This window comes from Paraburkholderia sp. C35, assembly GCF_003121405.1.
GTDB lineage: Bacteria > Pseudomonadota > Gammaproteobacteria > Burkholderiales > Burkholderiaceae > Paraburkholderia.
Genome location: NZ_QBUY01000019.1, coordinates 16,140 through 32,587 on the forward strand (window position 1 = coordinate 16,140; position 16,448 = coordinate 32,587).

Below are 16,448 nucleotides of genomic sequence, written 5' to 3' on the forward strand. Positions count from 1 at the left end.
TTAGTTGCCGCCTTCGCGGATCGTCAGTGCGTTCTTCACGGACTTGACGCCCGACACGCCCTTCGCGATCGACGTCGCCTTGTCGACCTGAGTAGGATCGGTGACGCCGCCCGCGAGCGTCACCGCGCCGCCCGGCTTCACCAGTACGTTGATGCCCGATGTATCGACTCCGCCTTTCGACAGCGCCGATTGCACCTTCCTGCTCAATGCGCGATCGGCTTTTCTGACCGCTTTCTTCGAGGTCGTTTGCGGCGCGCTCGCTGCATCGGCGCCGCTGTCCTGCGCCCACACGGTAACGGACGTGACAACCATCATTGCAGCACCGGCCAGCTTAAGTGTTCTGAGTACGTTCATTGTGACTCCAGTGTTTGAAGCTATCGGGGGACAAAGTGAGGCCGCCCTATGATGCCAGCCATTGCGTACGCGTGCATGACAGGTCCGCGTGATTCGCCATGCCGATTCATTAACCTGAACATTACAATCGGCTGGCAGTGTCCGCTGATGTTTCAGCCGACGTTCTCTTCCCGCACCGTCATCGGCGTCGGGACCGCATGAAGGCGCGAACATAGACACAATATCCGATCCGTTATAACGCCCGATCTGCAAGGCTAACGGCACAAAGCAGACCGCTCGTTCGATTGACGCGCGAAATATCGGCACGTATACATCGTTAAACGACCCAGCAACGATGGCGGCCTGCATGTCCAAACGTATCATCGACTCACATCTTCTGAAAATTCTTCACACGCTGATCACGGAATCGAGCGTGTCGCGCACGGCCATTCTTCTCGGGCAATCGCAGCCGACCATCAGCGTCGCGCTGCGCAAACTGCGCGCCATCACGGGCGATCCACTGCTGGTCAGAAGCGGCAGCCGGATGGTGCCGACCACGCATGCGATGACACTCGTCGAACCGCTCAGCCAGGCGCTCGCAGGCATCACTGCCGTACTCAATCCCGCCAGTACATTCGATCCCGCCACGACGCACCGCACGTTCCGCATCGGCTCGCCTGACTATCTCGACGTGTTCTTTCTTCCGGCTATTGTCGATGCGTTCAAGAACGAAGCGCCCGGCGCGCGCATCGAGTTCCAGCATCTGATGACAGTCGATGGCGGCTACGAACACGCGCTGGAAAGCGGCACGCTCGATCTCGCGGTCGGCAACTGGAGCAAGCCGCCCGAGCAGCTTCATTTGCAGCCTTTGTGCAAGGACGATCTGGTCTGCCTGATGCGTGCGCAGCATCCCGTCAAACCCGGCAAGCTGACGCGCGACGTGTATCAGGAAGCGGATCATCTCGGCGTGACGACGCATCTCGCTACAGGCCTCGGCACCATCGACATCGAGCTCGCGCGCGGCGGCCTGTCACGCACCGTCACGACGACGATGCCCTACTTCGGCATGGCGCCCTATGTGCTGATGCGTTCGAACCTGCTCTTCACGACCACGCGCGCACTTGCTACGCACTTTTGCAGCCTGCTGCCGCTGCGTATCGAACCCATTCCCTGCGAGCCGCAAGCGCTGACCTACTATCAGCTGTGGCACGACCGCACGCATCGCAGTGCGGCCGCCGCGTGGTTGCGTCGGCTCGTTGCGGGTGTGGCAAAGAGTCTTGGGCCGGAAAGCTCGCAACGCATGCATTGAACGACAAAAAGCCGCGAGTGGATGCTCGCGGCAATAAACGGCCTTCGCCCAGCAATCGACGACAGGATCACATCGTGAGCGAATGAGCCGCAACAGGGGTCGGTCAGCGGGAAAGCTGCCTGTTGAAGGTGCGAGTCCAGGCGCACCCGTTTATGGCCCACGGAATCAGGCGACGCTACGCGCCGCTTGTCATCACCCGCTTGTCATCGCCTTGAGCAGCGCGGCCTTTTCCGCCGTCGCTGCGTCGAGCAACGCAAAGCCCTTTACGTGGCCCGTGTCGGCATCTTCGAACAACGCGCGCGTTGCGTGCGGTGCATCGCCTATGCCCGTTTCCGTCTTCCAGCGTCCCAGCCCGTCCGGCGTCACGACCACGGCGGGGACAGCCGGCGTCTTGATGACGACGGGCATCACAGGGAAATCCACGCGCGTGGGATTGCCGCTCAGACATTGCGCCAGCGCGCGCGCCGCGTGCATGATCGCCAGCACGTAGGGCCGCACGCGGCCTTCGATCGCCGCGCAATCGCCCAATGCGTAGATGTCCGGCGCGCTGGTTCGGCACCATGCGTCCGTCACAATACCGTCCGCGACATTGAGGCCCGCATCGCGTGCCAGCGCCGTTCTTGGCGCAAGACCGATGGCCGACACGACGACGTCGGCATCGAGTTGCGCACCATCCGACAACTGCAGCCGATAACCGCGCTCGCCATGCGTGATGGAACGCAGGCTCACGCCGAGTCGCAGATCGATCGTGGCGGCCTTCAGCGCGCGCCCAAACACCTTGCCGGCTTCCGGTGGCAACAGTCGCGACAGCGGTACTTCTGCCGGATCGATCAGGCTCACGGCATGCCCCGCGCTGACGAGATCGTTGGCGAACTCGCAGCCGATCAATCCCGCGCCCAGAATCGCAACCGACCGGCAATCGCGCAGCTTGTCGCGAAAGCGTTCGTAGTCGGTGAGATCGTTGACGGAGAGCACATCGTTCGCCGCATCGCCATCGATAGGCACGCGCCGCGCATCGGCGCCCGTTGCCAGCACCAGCGCGCGATAACGCAGTGTTTCGCCATCGTCGAGAACGAGCGCGTGCTCGTCCGGCACGATCCGCTGCACATGGCGCTGCGTCCAGACGCTCGCGCGCAACTGTGCGGCCATTGCCTGCGCATCGAAACTCGCCAGCTGGCTCGGCGCCTTCTTCAATGCCAATGCATTCGACAATGCGGGCTTCGAATAGAAACGCCCATCGTCGCGGCTGATGATAATGAGCGGCGTGTCGGCGTCGAGCTTGCGCCATTCGCGCGCTACCGTATAACCCGCCAAACCCGTACCAACGATCACAACGGGCGCGTCGGCGTGTTGCAATGTTTCAGTCGTATTCATGCCGGCACCACCTGCATGTCGAAATCGTGCTTGCCCGTCGCGCAATCCGGGCACACCCAGTCCTCGGGCACATCTTCCCAGCGCGTGCCGGGCGCAATGCCTTCATGCGGCAAGCCCTCGGCCTCGTTGTAGCGGAACCCGCAAATCACGCATTCCCAGATCTTCATCGCGTCTCTCCCGCTGCGTGCTCAACGAACATACTTCTGGCCGAGTCCAATCTCGCCCAACGCTCGCCGGTATGCGCCGGACGAACGATCGGCAAGAATCGGCGCTTCCAGCGAGCGGTCGATCGGCAATTCCTCGGGACACTGCAATTCGACGATTGCGCGATCTTCCTCGAACACCTGGCGGTTGAATTCATAGACGTCTTCGAGCGGAAGATCGTGATCGAAGTTGCGCGCAATCGGCACGAACAGACGCGTCAGTTTGGCGGAAACCGGGCTTGCGGCGTTGAGAATCGCGAGACGATCGTTGTCGGGAAAATGCACGGTGAGACGCGCGAAGAACGGCACGTCGACTTCGAATACACGGCGCCACAGAAAACCTTCCGGCGCGCGATGCCGCATTACCTTTGGGAAGTTGCTGACCGAGCTCACGTATTCAGCGCGCAATCCATTCGGACGACGCTCCACCGAATACTGCGGCACAACGGGATTGTGACGGTCCGCAAAACTGTCGTGATGGATCCACGCGAAATGCGCGACGTCGATAAAGCCTTCCGTCTGCCGCCCCGCCGATGCATGAATGTCGATCGACGGCGGCAGGATCTGTTGAAACCCTTCCGTGTTCCACGCGGGAAAATCGGGCAACGGCAACTCGCCGCCACCGAGCGACACCCACACCAATCCATAGGCTTCCTGCGCTGCGTACGTCGTCAGGCACAGACGCTCGGGAATCGGCCCCTCAGGTTGCGACGGAATATGCACGCACTTTCCGCCCGCTTCATATTCGAGTCCGTGATACGGACACACGAGATGATCGTTCTCGACCCAGCCACGGCTCAACGGCGCGCCACGATGCGGACACACGTCGCGAGCCGCGACCACCTTGCCATTCGAGCGGAAAATCACTAGCGATTCGTCGAGCAAGGTCACGCCGAGCGGTTTGTCCTTCAATTCATGTGCGAATGCAACCGGGTGCCAGTAGCGGCTGAGGATTTCCCAGTCGTGGCTATCGAAGGTGCAGTTGCGCGGCATCACAGGCGGCTGCAGCGAACGGATGGGCGTAATGTGGGTGGAAGGCATGCGTGTCTCCAGGGAACATATGGTTTCGTCGACGCGGCGCTGCATGCTGCATGCGCCCGCCGCGTGAAACCAACGATATAGCGTCGCGAGCGGCCTTCCTATCGCCCGGTCGCCATGAAGTCTATGTTCGTACTGGCATGGGATGCATTAGGCCTCGCCAGCAACGGCGGGTTGATCGTTGCTTCCAGACCGGTGAAACGCGTTGAACGACGACGAGGTCTGGCGGATCTGATCGTCCGTCATTGAAGGTGCTTTATATGGGCGTTTCCGCGACGCCAGGCGCCATCACGTTGATGCAGATATAGAAGAAAAACTATCCATGATCCAGCTCCATGGGCTAAACGTTGCAGTGTGGACCGGGCGTTCAGATGCCTATAGTACGCTTGATTGGCAGATTATCCGATCACCACACGCACGGCACAAATCAGATATTCTGTGCCGTGTTAGAAGGAAATCTTTATACCCATGACTGCTCCGATTCTTCTGAATGCGTTGCGCGCGTTTGAAGCCAGTGCGCGCCATCAAAGCTTCTCCGCTGCGGCCGTCGAACTGAACGTCACGCCTGCCGCTGTCGGTCAACTCGTGCGCAGCCTGGAGGAATGGCTCGGCACCGGGTTGTTTCATCGGGGTGCCGGCGGGCGCGCCCGGCTCATACTCACCGACACCGCCGCGCGAGCGCTGCCCGACATTCAGGCTGGCTTCGACCGCCTCAATCTCGGCTTCGAGCGCCTCAAGGAAGGGTCCACAGTCGGCGTGTTGACGGTCACCGTGAGTCCGGCGTTCGCAGCCAAGTGGTTATTGCCGCGACTCGATCGCTTTCAGAGCGCGTGGCCCGACACCGACGTCCGTCTCGACACGAGCCTCAAACTCGCCGACTTCTCGACGCAGGGCATCGACATCGGCGTGCGTTACGGCGCGGGGCATTGGCCGGGGCTCGATGCGGAACTGTTGATGGAAGAAGACGTGTTTCCCGTGTGCTCGCCGGGCTTTATCGAACAGCATGCGCGCTTGCGCAAGCCCGATGACCTGAGCGGCCTCACGCTGATCGACGATCTCTCCGTCGACCGGCAAGCGGGCTTCATCACGTGGGATACGTGGTTCGAACAGGCCGGCGCGAAGCCCAGGAAAACGCGCGCGAACCTGAAGATCAACAACTCGGCCGCCGTGCTGCAGGCCGCTATCGACGGTCACGGCGTCGCGCTGGCGCGCAGTGTGCTCGCGCGTGACGACCTCGCTGCGGGCCGGCTGGTTCGCCTGTTTCCGAAGCTCACGACGCCGTCGCAACTGGCGTACTACATCGTGTATCGCAGCGAGTGTGCGGACCTGCCGCGGCTCGTCGCCTTCCGCGACTGGCTGCGTGAAGAGGCCACGGACAACGCCGCGACGCAATGAAATCAGTGTGGCGCAAATGCCTCTAATCTTGTCGTTTGCGACAGTACCATCAGAGCAGCGCCAACACTAGACTCGTCTCCGTTGTACGTCACACGACCCTTCATCGGAGAAGTCTTCATGAAAGTTTTTGCCATTGGTTCGATTCGCGAACCGCTCACGCCGGAACATCGCCAGCGCATCATGCCGAAAGAAGTGCCCGATACGCTCAGGCTCTACCTCGATGGCACCATCGAGCAGTTCTGGTTCCGCGACAACGGCAGCACGCCCGGCGTCATCTTCCTGATGAACGTGGAAACGGTCGAGCACGCCAAGGCCGCCGTCGATGCGTTGCCGCTCACTGCCGAAGGTCTGATGACCTTCGAGCTGATGCCCGTTGGGCCGCTGGCGCCGCTGCGCCTGCTGCTTCAATAACCACGCGCGCGCCGCCGTCGGACGCACGCATGCTATGGCGGCGCGACACTACACAGCCAGTTCACCGTGCGGCGCGAAGCGTCGCGCGTACTCTTTGGGGCTCACACCCATGCGCCGCGTGAATGCCTTTCTCAGCACGTCGCTGCTGCCGTAGCCGCAGCGGCGTGCAATCTCGTCCATCGAGCGCTCGCCGAGTTCGAGCGCACGGCGAACCGCTTCTAGCCGCGCATCCTCGACGTACTTCGCAGGCGTCGTTTTCAGTTCGCGCTGGAACATGCGTATCAGCGTTCTGACGCTCATCGACGCCCTGTCAGCGAGCATCGCGGCCGTCAGGTCCGCATGCAGATGCTCGCCGATCCACAGACACAATTCGTCGATGCCCGATCCCGACACACGCTGCGATTGCAGCGCAACGCTGAATTGCGCCTGCCCGCCGGGGCGCCGCAGGAAAAGCACCAGATTCCGCGCGATCTCCAGCGCAACATCATTGCCGAGGTCTTCGCTCACGAGTGCAAGCGCGAGATCGATGCCCGCCGATACACCCGCCGACGTGTACAGATTGCCGTCCTTGACCCAGATGGGAACAGGATCGACCTGCACCTGCGGATAACGCTCGGCAAGCCGTTGCGTCATGCGCCAATGCGTCGTCGCACGGCGGCCATCGAGCAGCCCCGCTTCAGCCAGCGCAAACGCACCGACGCAGATCGAGCAGACGCGGCGCACTGTCTGCGAGCGCTTGCGAAGCCACGCAATGGCCGCTTTGTCCATGCGATCGACTGAATGGAAGCCGGTTGTCACGATCAAGGTATCGATGTGTTTGCCAGCGCGGCGCTCGCTGTCGAGCGTGCGATGGCCTTTGAGCGCAATCCCTGTGTCGCTTTGCAGATCGAGTTCTGAGCCCGCGCACACCAGTTCGAGCGAATACGGCACAGTCGCGCTAGCGTGCAGTTGATTCGCCGCAGTGAACACTTCGGCGGGACCGATCACGTCGAGCGCGTCGACGGGTGGCAAGCCAAGAATCACGATGCGTTTGCGTGTCGCGCCCGATGCGTTGTCGGATTTTTTCATCGGCCACTCCTTGTGTTGCGTGTTTTCATTTTGGCACGAATCGTCCAAAAACAGTCATTCGTGACACAGCGTCATTCTCTACACTCGGCAGACAGTCAACCGGCATCTGCGGAGATCACATGAGCACTATCGTCACTATCGGAGGCATCAGCGCGCCCGACTCCGAATTCACCCGTCAGGCGAGTTCGCTCGTCGAACGTGTCCACTCGCGCGCGTTGTTGAACCACGTGCACCGTACGTGGTGGTTCGCCGAGTTTCTTGGCCGCAAGCGCGGCCTGAAATACGACCGCGAGGTGGTCTACCTCGCAGCCCTGCTCCACGATCTCGGCCTGACGGACGAATACGCCGCCGACCAGCGCTTCGAAGTGGACGGCGCCGATGCCGCCAGCCGCCTCCTGCTCGCACACGGCTACCCGGACAGCAAGGCGGAACTGGTGTGGGACGCCATCGCCCTGCATTCGAGCGCGGGCATCGCCGAGCGCAAACAGGCTGAAATCGCGCTGATCTACATGGGCGCTCACGTTGATGTGTTCGGACTGCGGCTGGACGAGATCACGCCCGCGCTCGTCGACGACGTACTCGCGCTCTATCCGCGCGTCGGCTTCAAGGCGGCGTTCACGGAAGCGATGGCGGAAGTCGTCAGAAAGAAGCCGCAGACGGCGCTCGGCACCGGACTGGTCGATATCGGCCACCGCCATGTGCACGGCTTCGACTGCGCGAATATCTGCGATCTGATCGACCACGCACCGTTCGAAAGCTGAAACGCAGTGTTGCAGCCAGCACCCGCTTGACTCTTTTTTAGATGATCACTATCATCCAAAACATCGAATCACGGAGTGCAGCAAGCCATGCGGAAATCCAGAGTTGAAGCAGCCGATACGCGCCGCCGCATTGTCGAGGTCGCCGCCCGGGAATTCCGGACTAACGGCATCCAGGCAACCGGATTGGCGGATCTGATGTCGGAGGCGGGGCTTTCGCATGGCGGGTTTTACCGGCATTTCGAATCGAAAGATCAACTGGTTGCCGAGGCGTGCGAAGCGGGCCTCAACGAGATCATCGGCAGGCTCGAGGCGGCTGCGGACGGATGCGAAGGCAACGACGGTTTCAAAGCCATCGTAGACGCGTATGTGTCTGCGTCGCATCGTGACGCGCCGGCTGACGGATGTCCGCTCGCCGCAATGGGCAGCGAACTGGCGCGGGCCGACGAGCAGACACGCGCGGCGGCATCGCGCGGTTTCGCCGATCTGGTCAGCGTGCTGGCAAAGCGTAGCGGCCGGCGGCGGCACGAAGCCGCACGCGCCGAAGCTGTCTTTGCATTGTCGGCGATGATCGGCGCTGTCACGATGGCCCGCATTGTCGGCGATGACGATGCAGCGGCGATCCTGCAGGACGTCAGGCATCACCTCAGTACCCTGTAGCGCGGTATCGCAACACACCTGTCGACGTTTATTGCACGTGAAAATGTGCATATGCACTTTTACGGTATCGAAGTGAGTTCCAGTCGCGGCGATATCGCGTTGTTCCCTGCACTCGGAATGAGTGTCCACATCGTTAGATTGGAGAGTTCATCATGCAACAGCACAAGTATCTGATTACGGGCGCCACCGGCAAAACGGGCGTCCATACCATTCGCCATCTGTTGAAGGACGGCCATGCCGTGCGCGCTTTCGTGCATCAGGAAGACGAGCGCAGCGCTGCGTTGCGCGCACAAGGCGCCGAAGTCGTGGTGGGCGATCTGCTCGAACACGACGACGTGATCCGCGCGATGGAAGGCGTGACGGGCGCCTATCTCTGCTATCCCGTGCGTCCCGGCTACATCCAGGCCACGGCGTATTTCGCCGATGCAGCGCAGCGCGCCGGTGTCGATGTAGTGGTGGAAATGTCGCAGATTTCTGCACGCGAAGATTCGAAGAGCCATGCGGCACGTGATCACTGGATCGCCGAGCGCGTGCTCGACTGGTCGGGCGTGCCTGGCGTGCATATCCGCCCGACGTTCTTCTCGGAATGGCTGACGTTTCCGTGGGTGCGCGATCAGATCGTGCAGGAAGGCAAGATCACGTTGCCGTATGGCGAAGGCCGCCACGCGCCTATCGCGGGCGAGGATCAGGCGCGGCTGATTGCTGCCGTGCTGACGAATCCGGCTGGACATATCGGCAAGACGTATCCGCTGTTCGGACCGGTAGAAATGAACCAGCATGAAATCGCCGATGAAATCAGCCAGGTGCTCGGCCGCAAGATCACCTACAACCCGTCGACGATCGAACAGTACCGCGCGCACCTCGAGCAATATCATCTGCCCGAGTTCCTGATCCAGCACTTCGCTGCTATTGCCATCGATTACCAGAACGGCATTTTCTCGGGCCACGACGGCGTGATCGCCGGGATCACCGGGCAGGCGCCGCAAACTGTCAGCGACTTCGTCATCGCGAATCGCGCGGCGTTCGAGCAGTAAAAGCGACTTCGAGCAATTGTCGATGACGCGCTTCCGTCGCGTCATCGACGGGAAACATGCATTCGAGCCGCAACTCCTGCGCCGCGATGTTTTGCGGCGTGCCTACGCTCGTGACCATCGAGAAGTAGCGAAGCACCGCTCCATCGTGGATGAATCCAATTGGAATCACAGGCATCGCGGAAGCCGAAGGAACCTGCGCGGCCTTCCAGTTGTGCGGCGGATCGGGATAGCTCAGCAGCTGATCGAGCAGACTGGCCGTATCGTCGTCGATCACGCGGCCCACGGTTTCACGACGCACCCGCTGCAGCAGGCTGCGCGCAACATTGTCCCAGTCGTCGATGAACGGGCGCATGCCGTGCGGATCGAACATCAGATGCAGCATGTTGCGCGGCGCCCTGCGTGCGGCCACTGCGGCCATATCGACGAAACAGTTGAAGAAGCGCGGCGCGGCGTCATTGGTCATCAACACATTCCAATGGCGGTCCATCACGATGGCGGGAAACGGTTCGTGCTGACGCACGACCCGCTCCAATGCGCGGATCACACCTTGCATCTCCTGCGCATTCCAGGGCGCCTCCGAATACACAGGCGCGTAGCCCGCGGCGAGCAGCAGCGCATTGCGCTCGCGCAATGGCACGTCGAGCGCCTGGGCCAGCGTCAGCAAGGTCTCGCGGCCCGGTACACTGCGCCCGCTTTCGATAAAGCTGATCTGACGCTGCGAAATGCCGGCATCCAGCGACAGATCCAGCTGACTCACGCCACGCACATCGCGCCAGTAACGAAGCAGATCGCCCAGTTCACCTGAAGGCGCCTTCGAATCGCGCTTGCTGAGGTTCATCGTGTTTCCTCTGATCGAGGCGGATCACTATAACGAACTCACGCGTGGCTCGCATGCCAGACGAACTGATCGAACGGTCTTTCGAGTTCCGGGCCTGTCACGCTGGCCGTGTAATTCGTGATCGTCGATGCAGCCACCACGGCGATAACTTCGAGCACCTGTTCCGCGCTGAATCCGGCTGCCAGAAAGCGCTGGACGTCGGTTTCCGTGAGACGGCCGCGCTGTTCGATCAGCGCGCGAGCGAGCGACGAAAGCGCCGCCAGTTGCGTATCCGCAGGCAGTTTGCCGTGACGGATCGCTTCGACATCGGCGGCAGATACGCCTTGCTTCAATGCAAGCGCGGTGTGAAACGCGACGGGCCATTCGCTCGCATTGACGACTGCGTTGGTCAGCAGCAAGGTCTGGATTTGCGGCTCCGTCAGGCTGCTCGCGTGCACGCGTTCGAACAGGCCGATGAACCCGTTGATGAGCACCGGCGACGCAGCCATTTTTGCCGCGATATTCGGAATCATGCCGAATGCCTGTTGCAATTGCTGCAGCACGGGTTGCGATTGGACAGGCGCGGTTTCGAGTGTGTGAACGGGATAGCGGGACATGGTATCTCCAGGGTCGTGAGCGTCACGGGATGTGTGACGCGACAGCCGAAGAGTAGAGCCCGCGATGTCGCCCGCCAATTACACGGCATGTAATCGCCGCCACGACATGTCACGCTTCGTTCATTGTGGCGGTCGCAGATTGCACGGTGGCAGCGGCAGCGGTTCATCGTCGACGAAGGCGGTGCCGCAGCGCACCGCGAATGCGAACGCCGACTCACGGTTCGCAAAATGGCCAAGATTGCCCAGTGAAGTCGCACCGCCGTCCTCTTCGAGGATCGACACGCGCGCGACGAAGGTGTTGCCGCTTCTCGAAACGGACGGTTGAATCGCTACACCGTGGTGATAGAAATGCATGACGTCTCCTCGAAGCCAGTGATAAACAACGCACGACTGACAGGAACGGACTTATGCCACCAGAATCACTTCCGACGCAGTGTAAGGTATTTGTTAGAAACAACCAACATCTTGTTCGCTCGCGCGGCCAGGCCCGATTGCCGCACCATTGCAGGTCTGAACATGCACCATTGTGGTCTGGCCTCAATTATTCCCACTATCCAGTACAAAAAATTGCTGCACCTGAAAAAATCTTGGGCGATACTAGGTGCGCCGCTTCGTCTCCTCGCGGTCTCTCCATCCTGGCCCACTACACGGGCTGTCTTTTCAATTGATGCCGGGCGCCCCCGTCCCCCATGAGGAAACTGATTGAATGGACAATCTGGACAATTGCACTGTGTGCACAAGCCTTCAGGGACGTCCCGCCGACGTCGTCCGCAGGGACGGCCTGACGCTGATCGGCGTTGGTGAATGCGAAGGCGTGACGGCAATCGAGCACTATCGCTGCGAGCATTGCGGCACGATCATGATGCGGCAATTGTGCGGCTGCTCGTCTGAACAGGTGTGGACAGCGCTCGCGTAGCCGAGGCATTGCACATATCGATTCAAGCTTCATGCCATCCGCATTCTATTGCGTGGCAGCACTCGACCCACATCCATAGCGGGCATCACCGCTCGCACTCCCACAAGCACGCAGGAATCGTCATGCGTATCTGCTTTGTGCAGCTACCAACATACGAATGCGTGACGATGCGGAAAAATAATTCAGTAAGCGCGCCGTCACATACGTACGCATAGAACCGACGGCATCGCGCATTGCGCCAGGGCGACGTCGATTGCCCGGCTGCAGACGAGAAAAACGCACAGTGCCTGCCTTGGCAGCCGTACGGGGAGACGGGATATGGACAACGATCGCAAGCCTCTGGTGACGTCGCGCGAGCCAGCGGACATGGCTTCAGGCGAGCAGGCGGAACAGGAAAGTGCCGAGCAGCCGCTCGATGAACGGGCCGAGTCGAAACCCGCTGCGTCCGGCACAGCGGAGGCACCCGGCAGGCGTTCGAAACGCTCGAAACGTTCTCCCGATGTCACGCGTCCGCTCTCAATCGTGCGATTGCAGACCAAGCCAAAGCAGCTCGAGTCCGTCAAGCCAGGCGGCGCACCCGACTGGAGTCTCAGGCCGGGTGTCGCGACCGTGCTGTTCGGTTTCGTGATCGCGTTTGGCACGTACGCCATCGTGACAGAACGGGATTCGGTACAAAGCCACCTGCGCCACTTTGTCGAGCCGGACAAGTCGACGAAGCTCGCGAAGCAGGATGTACCGCCATTGCCCGTTCCACCGCCTGCTGACGTTGCAGAGGCGCCGCGTCCGCCCGTCGAAGCGCCGCAAATTCCCATCGCAGCACGCGACAACGCGACGCCCGGCACGCCCGCCAGCAGCACCGTCTCCGCCAGTGCTGCGCTGGCTCAGAACGCTCCACCGTCAGCGCCCTCCGTTTCGTCGCTTTCGGCGCCTTCGCCCGTGACATCGGTCGCGGCCGCACCGGCGGCGCAGCCTGCTCCGTCAGCGCCGCCTGTGACGCGGCGTGACACACTTGCCGCCCGTCCGAATCCCATCGAGAAGAGGCCCGTTGCCAGCACCACGCCTCCTGCAGTGCGCGAAGCGCCCAAAGCGACGGCTCAGGCTCCCGCCACAAACACGGCACCGACCCGCACGGCTTCCGCCGCTCAAAAGGACCGGCGGACCAATCCGAAAACCGCCTGTGGTCCGCTCAAGGCATGCGATGAGTCGCTCGCTCGCGAAGAACGCGTGCCGCGCGACCCCATCACTGCGCGCGCGCCAGTGAAGACCCTGCCCGCGCCCGTGATCCGCGAGGCTGCCGTCACGTTTCCCGCCGCGTCGCCGGGCCAGCTCGCGCCGCCGCCCGTGCAGGTTGAAGCAAAGGCGGAACCGCCGGCGTCGGCTTCCCTCTCGGTGAACAAGGATCTTTTCCGGGCGCACTAGCCGCAGGTCGAAGACACGTTCAGAAGACGTCGTCAATCCCGCAAACGGTTCCGGTGAAGCGCCGCAGTGAAGATTCCGCTATCAGCTGTCAGCACTCAATTCATCGGCGCGCGACAGAAACAGCTTCAGCACAGGCGACGCATTCGCACGGCTGTAGCCGATCGCGAGATCGACGGTCGGCACCTCGCCTGCCAGTGGACGGCTCACGACCGACCATGGCAACAGGTTGTTCGCATACTCGGGCATCAACGACAGCCCCCGCGTCGACGCGACCAGCGACATGGCCATCGCCAGGTTGTCGACGCCATGCTCGTGCTTCGGATCCAGCCCGTTCTCCTGCAGATACTGCGCGACGATGTCATGCAGCACGCGCGCCTTGTTCGACGCCATCACGAAAGGCTCGCCTTCCAGATCGGAAGGACGGATCACTTTCTTTTGCGTCAACCGATGATCGCTGGGCATCAGCACCACCAGCTTCTCGCGATAAACGACGCGATACTCGAGATCGAGACCCGGCTCCCTGCGCACGAACGCGAGATCGAGCTTGCCGCGTGCGACGGCATCGGCGAGATCGGGTGAGTAGCCGCTCGATACCGTCACGTCGATGTTCGGCAACTCGTCGCGCAACACCTGCATTGCACGCGGCAACCACGTCATTTCCTGACCCGTCAGAAATCCGAGCGCGAATACCTGTTTGGCGGGGCGCGCGGCGCGCCGGGCGGCTTCAACAGCGGCATCGACCTGCGCGAGCGCGAGCCGTGCATGATCGAGAAAAGCCTTGCCGGATGCCGTCAACTCGACGCCGCGCGCACTGCGGATAAACAGTTCCGCGCCGACTTCGTCTTCGAGATCGCGAATCTGCCGGCTCAGCGACGGCTGCGACGTGAACAGCCGCTGCTCAGCCGCCACCGTGAGACTGCCCGTTTCCGCGACGGCAATGAAGTACCGCAAATGACGCAGTTCCATCTTTTCCCCATGTCTGTTGCCCGTTGGCGGGCCATGCCTGTGAGGCATGTCATCAAGCCTACAAAGTCTTTTCGCTTCATGCAAGCAAGGGCTAGATTACGTTCACGTGCTCGCGGTCATACCTGCCTGCTATCGCTGAATCGCCCTGACGGACAACTCGAGGAGCTTTGCCATGAACGGACTCGTTGGAAAAACTGCGCTTGTCACGGGCGCTTCACGCGGCATTGGCCGTGCGACCGCACTTGCACTCGGCCGCGCCGGCGCCCAGGTGCTCGTGCATTACAGCAGCAATGAAGCAGCAGCCGATTCGGTCGTCGCCGAGATTATCGCGGCGGGTGGTCAGGCGCAAAAGATTGCCGCCGATCTGCGCGCCGCCGATGGTCCACACTCGCTTGCAAGACGGGTACGCGCGATCGTGGGCGGACGGCTCGATGTGCTGGTCGCAAACGCGGGCATTGCCCACGCGGCGAGCCTCGAAGACACCACGGTAGAAAACTTCGACGATCTGTTTGCCGTCAACGTGCGGGCGCCCTTCTTCCTGGTCCAGCAACTCATGCCGATGCTTTGCAAGGGCAGCAGTGTCGTGCTGCTGTCGTCGCTGGCGGCACGCGCATCGGTGGGCGAACTGGCCGCATACGCCGCGACCAAGGGTGCCGTCGATACGCTCGTGCTGCATCTCGCGGCCGCGCTCGGCGAACGCGGTGTGCGCGTGAACGCCGTCGCGCCCGGCGTCGTCGCGACCGATATGTCGAGCTTCGCCACCACGGAAGCCGGTCGCGATTACACGCTCAGCCTGCAGGCGCTGAAGCGCGTTGCGCAACCGGACGATATCGCCAGCGCCGTCACTTTCCTCGCATCCGACAACGCCAACTGGATCACAGGCGACACGCTGCGCGTGGACGGCGGCTCGAAGCTATAAGCGCCGCACAACACACGTAACGCTTGAGATCTGAATCAATAAATAAGGCATCCGAAATGAAAAACGACCACATGAAGCTGTTTTCGCCGACGCATGTCGGCGCACTGGAACTGTCGCATCGCGTCGTGCACGCGCCAATGACGCGCCTTCGTTCCGATCCCGATGACAGCCCGAGCACGATGATGATCGAATACTACCGGCAGCGTGCGTCGCATGGCGGCCTGTTGATCACGGAAAGCGCGCATCCTTCTTACGACAGCCGCGGCTATCTCGGCGCGCCGGGCATCTACACGGACGCGCATGTCGAAGCCTGGAAGCCGATCACAGAAGCCGTCCACGCGAAAGGGGCGCGCATCTTCATGCAGATCGCGCACGACGGACGTCAATCGCATGTCGATCTGAGCTGGGGCAACGCGCCCATCGCGCCATCCGTCGTGCCGTACGAAACCACTGTGTTCACGCAAAACGGCTGGGTGCCGAACTCGCCGCATCGTGCGCTGGAAACCAGCGAGATTCCCGCCATCGTCGAGTCGTTCCGGCGTGCGGCGGAACGCGCGAAAGCAGCGGGCTTCGACGGCGTCGAATTGCACAACGCGAATGGCTATCTCGCCGACACGTTCCTGCAGGACGGCACCAACAAACGCACGGACGCCTATGGCGGCACAATCGAAAAACGCGCGCGTTTCTCGCTGGAACTGGTCGAGGCGTTTGCCTCCGTGTGGGGCGCGGATCGCGTCGGTGTGCGAGTGTCGCCGAGTGGCCGCTGGGGCGCGATCTCCGACAGCAATCCCGAAGCGACCTTCGGCTATCTGGCCGAGCGGCTGAATGCGTATGGCCTTGCCTATCTGCATGTGATCGAGCCGCGCGTAATGGGCACGGAAACACTGGTCGAAGGTCAGGCGCCCGTGGCCGCTTCGTTCCTGCGCAAGATTTTCAACGGCACGATCATCGCCGCGGGCGGCTTCGACCGCGCGGGTGCCGAGCAGATATTGCAACGTGGCGACGCGGATCTCATTGCCTTTGGCCGCTGGTTCTCGTCGAACCCGGATCTGCCCGAGCGCCTGCGTCGCGATTTGCCGCTTGCGCCTTATCAACGCGATGCGTTCTGGGGCGGCGACGCACGCGCATACATCGATTTTCCTGCCTACGACGAAGCACGCCGCGATGTCGACGTCACGGCGTCGAACGCAGAAACCATCTGATTCAAGGAG

Annotated in this window: 19 protein-coding genes; 10 read left to right on the top strand and 9 right to left on the bottom strand. The window is 61.7% G+C overall.

The window, feature by feature from the left end; genetic code table 11:
* Complete coding sequence (locus DK391_RS14545) at positions 1-354, bottom strand: BON domain-containing protein (protein WP_109478670.1); 354 nt, start codon at positions 352-354, stop codon at positions 1-3.
* Between the two features lie 346 nt (positions 355-700).
* Between DK391_RS14545 and DK391_RS14550 the strand changes: the two genes are divergently transcribed.
* Positions 701-1,642, top strand: coding sequence for a LysR substrate-binding domain-containing protein (locus DK391_RS14550; RefSeq protein ID WP_109478671.1), 942 nt, complete (start codon positions 701-703; stop codon positions 1,640-1,642).
* Between the two features lie 192 nt (positions 1,643-1,834).
* On the opposite strand, the gene DK391_RS14555 is transcribed toward DK391_RS14550, so the two are convergent.
* The 3 genes from DK391_RS14555 to DK391_RS14565 are packed head-to-tail and all read right to left on the bottom strand — an operon-like array spanning position 1,835 to position 4,260.
* On the bottom strand, positions 1,835-3,016 hold the full coding sequence (locus DK391_RS14555; protein WP_109478672.1) for an FAD-dependent oxidoreductase: 1,182 nt from the start codon (positions 3,014-3,016) through the stop codon (positions 1,835-1,837).
* Positions 3,013-3,183 (bottom strand): rubredoxin, encoded by a 171-nt coding sequence (locus DK391_RS14560; RefSeq protein ID WP_109478673.1) that lies wholly within the window; start codon positions 3,181-3,183, stop codon positions 3,013-3,015. Before DK391_RS14560 ends, DK391_RS14555 begins: the two co-directional genes overlap by 4 nt.
* 21 nt (positions 3,184-3,204) lie before the next feature.
* Positions 3,205-4,260 carry an aromatic ring-hydroxylating dioxygenase subunit alpha gene (locus tag DK391_RS14565; protein ID WP_109478674.1) on the bottom strand — a complete coding sequence of 352 codons (1,056 nt, stop codon included), beginning with the start codon at positions 4,258-4,260 and terminating at the stop codon, positions 3,205-3,207.
* A 465-nt stretch (positions 4,261-4,725) separates the two neighbouring features.
* On the opposite strand from DK391_RS14565, the gene gcvA reads away from it, so the two are divergent.
* The gene (gene gcvA, locus DK391_RS14570; RefSeq protein WP_109478675.1) at positions 4,726-5,652 is read left to right on the top strand and encodes a transcriptional regulator GcvA; all 927 of its coding nucleotides are present in this window, start codon (positions 4,726-4,728) and stop codon (positions 5,650-5,652) included.
* 117 nt (positions 5,653-5,769) lie between these two features.
* Positions 5,770-6,063 (top strand): hypothetical protein, encoded by a 294-nt coding sequence (locus tag DK391_RS14575; protein ID WP_109478676.1) that lies wholly within the window; start codon positions 5,770-5,772, stop codon positions 6,061-6,063.
* A gap of 48 nt (positions 6,064-6,111) precedes the next feature.
* Here DK391_RS14575 and DK391_RS14580 read toward each other — a convergent pair whose 3' ends face one another.
* Positions 6,112-7,131: a helix-turn-helix domain-containing protein gene (locus DK391_RS14580; protein ID WP_109478677.1), complete on the bottom strand. Its 1,020-nt coding sequence runs from the start codon at positions 7,129-7,131 to the stop codon at positions 6,112-6,114.
* Between the two features lie 119 nt (positions 7,132-7,250).
* Here DK391_RS14580 and DK391_RS14585 point away from each other — a divergent pair, with 119 nt between their 5' ends.
* The 3 genes from DK391_RS14585 (at position 7,251) to DK391_RS14595 (ending at position 9,583) form a co-directional block, all read left to right on the top strand.
* On the top strand, positions 7,251-7,892 hold the full coding sequence (locus tag DK391_RS14585) for an HD domain-containing protein (protein WP_109478678.1): 642 nt from the start codon (positions 7,251-7,253) through the stop codon (positions 7,890-7,892).
* Positions 7,893-7,979: 87 nt separating this feature from the next.
* Positions 7,980-8,549 carry a TetR/AcrR family transcriptional regulator gene (locus DK391_RS14590; protein WP_109478679.1) on the top strand — a complete coding sequence of 190 codons (570 nt, stop codon included), beginning with the start codon at positions 7,980-7,982 and terminating at the stop codon, positions 8,547-8,549.
* Between the two features lie 152 nt (positions 8,550-8,701).
* On the top strand, positions 8,702-9,583 hold the full coding sequence (locus DK391_RS14595; RefSeq protein WP_109478680.1) for an NmrA family NAD(P)-binding protein: 882 nt from the start codon (positions 8,702-8,704) through the stop codon (positions 9,581-9,583).
* On the opposite strand, the gene DK391_RS14600 is transcribed toward DK391_RS14595, so the two are convergent.
* The 3 genes from DK391_RS14600 to DK391_RS14610 form a co-directional block, all read right to left on the bottom strand.
* Positions 9,552-10,421 carry a helix-turn-helix transcriptional regulator gene (locus tag DK391_RS14600; protein ID WP_109478681.1) on the bottom strand — a complete coding sequence of 290 codons (870 nt, stop codon included), beginning with the start codon at positions 10,419-10,421 and terminating at the stop codon, positions 9,552-9,554. The two genes, DK391_RS14595 and DK391_RS14600, sit on opposite strands and share 32 nt — an antisense overlap.
* A gap of 38 nt (positions 10,422-10,459) precedes the next feature.
* Positions 10,460-11,017, bottom strand: a complete 558-nt coding sequence (locus tag DK391_RS14605) for a carboxymuconolactone decarboxylase family protein (protein WP_109478682.1) — start codon at positions 11,015-11,017, stop codon at positions 10,460-10,462.
* A 120-nt stretch (positions 11,018-11,137) separates the two neighbouring features.
* A complete protein-coding gene (locus DK391_RS14610) occupies positions 11,138-11,371 on the bottom strand; it encodes a hypothetical protein (protein ID WP_109478683.1) in 234 nt (77 codons plus the stop codon).
* A 352-nt stretch (positions 11,372-11,723) separates the two neighbouring features.
* On the opposite strand from DK391_RS14610, the gene DK391_RS14615 reads away from it, so the two are divergent.
* Both DK391_RS14615 and DK391_RS14620 read left to right on the top strand, forming a co-directional pair.
* Positions 11,724-11,933 carry a hypothetical protein gene (locus tag DK391_RS14615; RefSeq protein ID WP_239482821.1) on the top strand — a complete coding sequence of 70 codons (210 nt, stop codon included), beginning with the start codon at positions 11,724-11,726 and terminating at the stop codon, positions 11,931-11,933.
* A gap of 318 nt (positions 11,934-12,251) precedes the next feature.
* Entirely contained in the window at positions 12,252-13,352 is a 1,101-nt protein-coding gene (locus DK391_RS14620) for a hypothetical protein (RefSeq protein ID WP_109478684.1), read from the top strand.
* Positions 13,353-13,433: 81 nt separating this feature from the next.
* Here DK391_RS14620 and DK391_RS14625 read toward each other — a convergent pair whose 3' ends face one another.
* On the bottom strand, positions 13,434-14,318 hold the full coding sequence (locus DK391_RS14625) for a LysR family transcriptional regulator (RefSeq protein ID WP_109478685.1): 885 nt from the start codon (positions 14,316-14,318) through the stop codon (positions 13,434-13,436).
* A 172-nt stretch (positions 14,319-14,490) separates the two neighbouring features.
* On the opposite strand from DK391_RS14625, the gene DK391_RS14630 reads away from it, so the two are divergent.
* Both DK391_RS14630 and DK391_RS14635 read left to right on the top strand, forming a co-directional pair.
* The gene (locus DK391_RS14630; RefSeq protein ID WP_109478686.1) at positions 14,491-15,237 is read left to right on the top strand and encodes an SDR family oxidoreductase; all 747 of its coding nucleotides are present in this window, start codon (positions 14,491-14,493) and stop codon (positions 15,235-15,237) included.
* Between the two features lie 56 nt (positions 15,238-15,293).
* A complete protein-coding gene (locus DK391_RS14635) occupies positions 15,294-16,439 on the top strand; it encodes an alkene reductase (RefSeq protein WP_109478687.1) in 1,146 nt (381 codons plus the stop codon).
* Positions 16,440-16,448: the final 9 nt, after the last annotated feature.

Excerpts from the sequence above, each read along its gene's own strand:
- DK391_RS14635 (WP_109478687.1), top strand. The coding sequence starts at position 15,294 with ATGAAAAACGACCACATGAAGCTGTTTTCGCCGACGCATGTCGGCGCA.
- DK391_RS14585 (WP_109478678.1), top strand. The coding sequence starts at position 7,251 with ATGAGCACTATCGTCACTATCGGAGGCATCAGCGCGCCCGACTCCGAA.
- DK391_RS14580 (WP_109478677.1), bottom strand. The coding sequence starts at position 7,131 with ATGAAAAAATCCGACAACGCATCGGGCGCGACACGCAAACGCATCGTG.
- DK391_RS14555 (WP_109478672.1), bottom strand. The coding sequence starts at position 3,016 with ATGAATACGACTGAAACATTGCAACACGCCGACGCGCCCGTTGTGATC.
- DK391_RS14565 (WP_109478674.1), bottom strand. The coding sequence starts at position 4,260 with ATGCCTTCCACCCACATTACGCCCATCCGTTCGCTGCAGCCGCCTGTG.
- DK391_RS14545 (WP_109478670.1), bottom strand. The coding sequence starts at position 354 with ATGAACGTACTCAGAACACTTAAGCTGGCCGGTGCTGCAATGATGGTT.
- DK391_RS14630 (WP_109478686.1), top strand. The coding sequence starts at position 14,491 with ATGAACGGACTCGTTGGAAAAACTGCGCTTGTCACGGGCGCTTCACGC.
- DK391_RS14560 (WP_109478673.1), bottom strand. The coding sequence starts at position 3,183 with ATGAAGATCTGGGAATGCGTGATTTGCGGGTTCCGCTACAACGAGGCC.
- DK391_RS14625 (WP_109478685.1), bottom strand. The coding sequence starts at position 14,318 with ATGGAACTGCGTCATTTGCGGTACTTCATTGCCGTCGCGGAAACGGGC.
- DK391_RS14615 (WP_239482821.1), top strand. The coding sequence starts at position 11,724 with ATGGACAATCTGGACAATTGCACTGTGTGCACAAGCCTTCAGGGACGT.
- gcvA (WP_109478675.1), top strand. The coding sequence starts at position 4,726 with ATGACTGCTCCGATTCTTCTGAATGCGTTGCGCGCGTTTGAAGCCAGT.
- DK391_RS14595 (WP_109478680.1), top strand. The coding sequence starts at position 8,702 with ATGCAACAGCACAAGTATCTGATTACGGGCGCCACCGGCAAAACGGGC.
- DK391_RS14575 (WP_109478676.1), top strand. The coding sequence starts at position 5,770 with ATGAAAGTTTTTGCCATTGGTTCGATTCGCGAACCGCTCACGCCGGAA.
- DK391_RS14590 (WP_109478679.1), top strand. The coding sequence starts at position 7,980 with ATGCGGAAATCCAGAGTTGAAGCAGCCGATACGCGCCGCCGCATTGTC.
- DK391_RS14620 (WP_109478684.1), top strand. The coding sequence starts at position 12,252 with ATGGACAACGATCGCAAGCCTCTGGTGACGTCGCGCGAGCCAGCGGAC.
- DK391_RS14605 (WP_109478682.1), bottom strand. The coding sequence starts at position 11,017 with ATGTCCCGCTATCCCGTTCACACACTCGAAACCGCGCCTGTCCAATCG.
- DK391_RS14600 (WP_109478681.1), bottom strand. The coding sequence starts at position 10,421 with ATGAACCTCAGCAAGCGCGATTCGAAGGCGCCTTCAGGTGAACTGGGC.
- DK391_RS14550 (WP_109478671.1), top strand. The coding sequence starts at position 701 with ATGTCCAAACGTATCATCGACTCACATCTTCTGAAAATTCTTCACACG.
- DK391_RS14610 (WP_109478683.1), bottom strand. The coding sequence starts at position 11,371 with ATGCATTTCTATCACCACGGTGTAGCGATTCAACCGTCCGTTTCGAGA.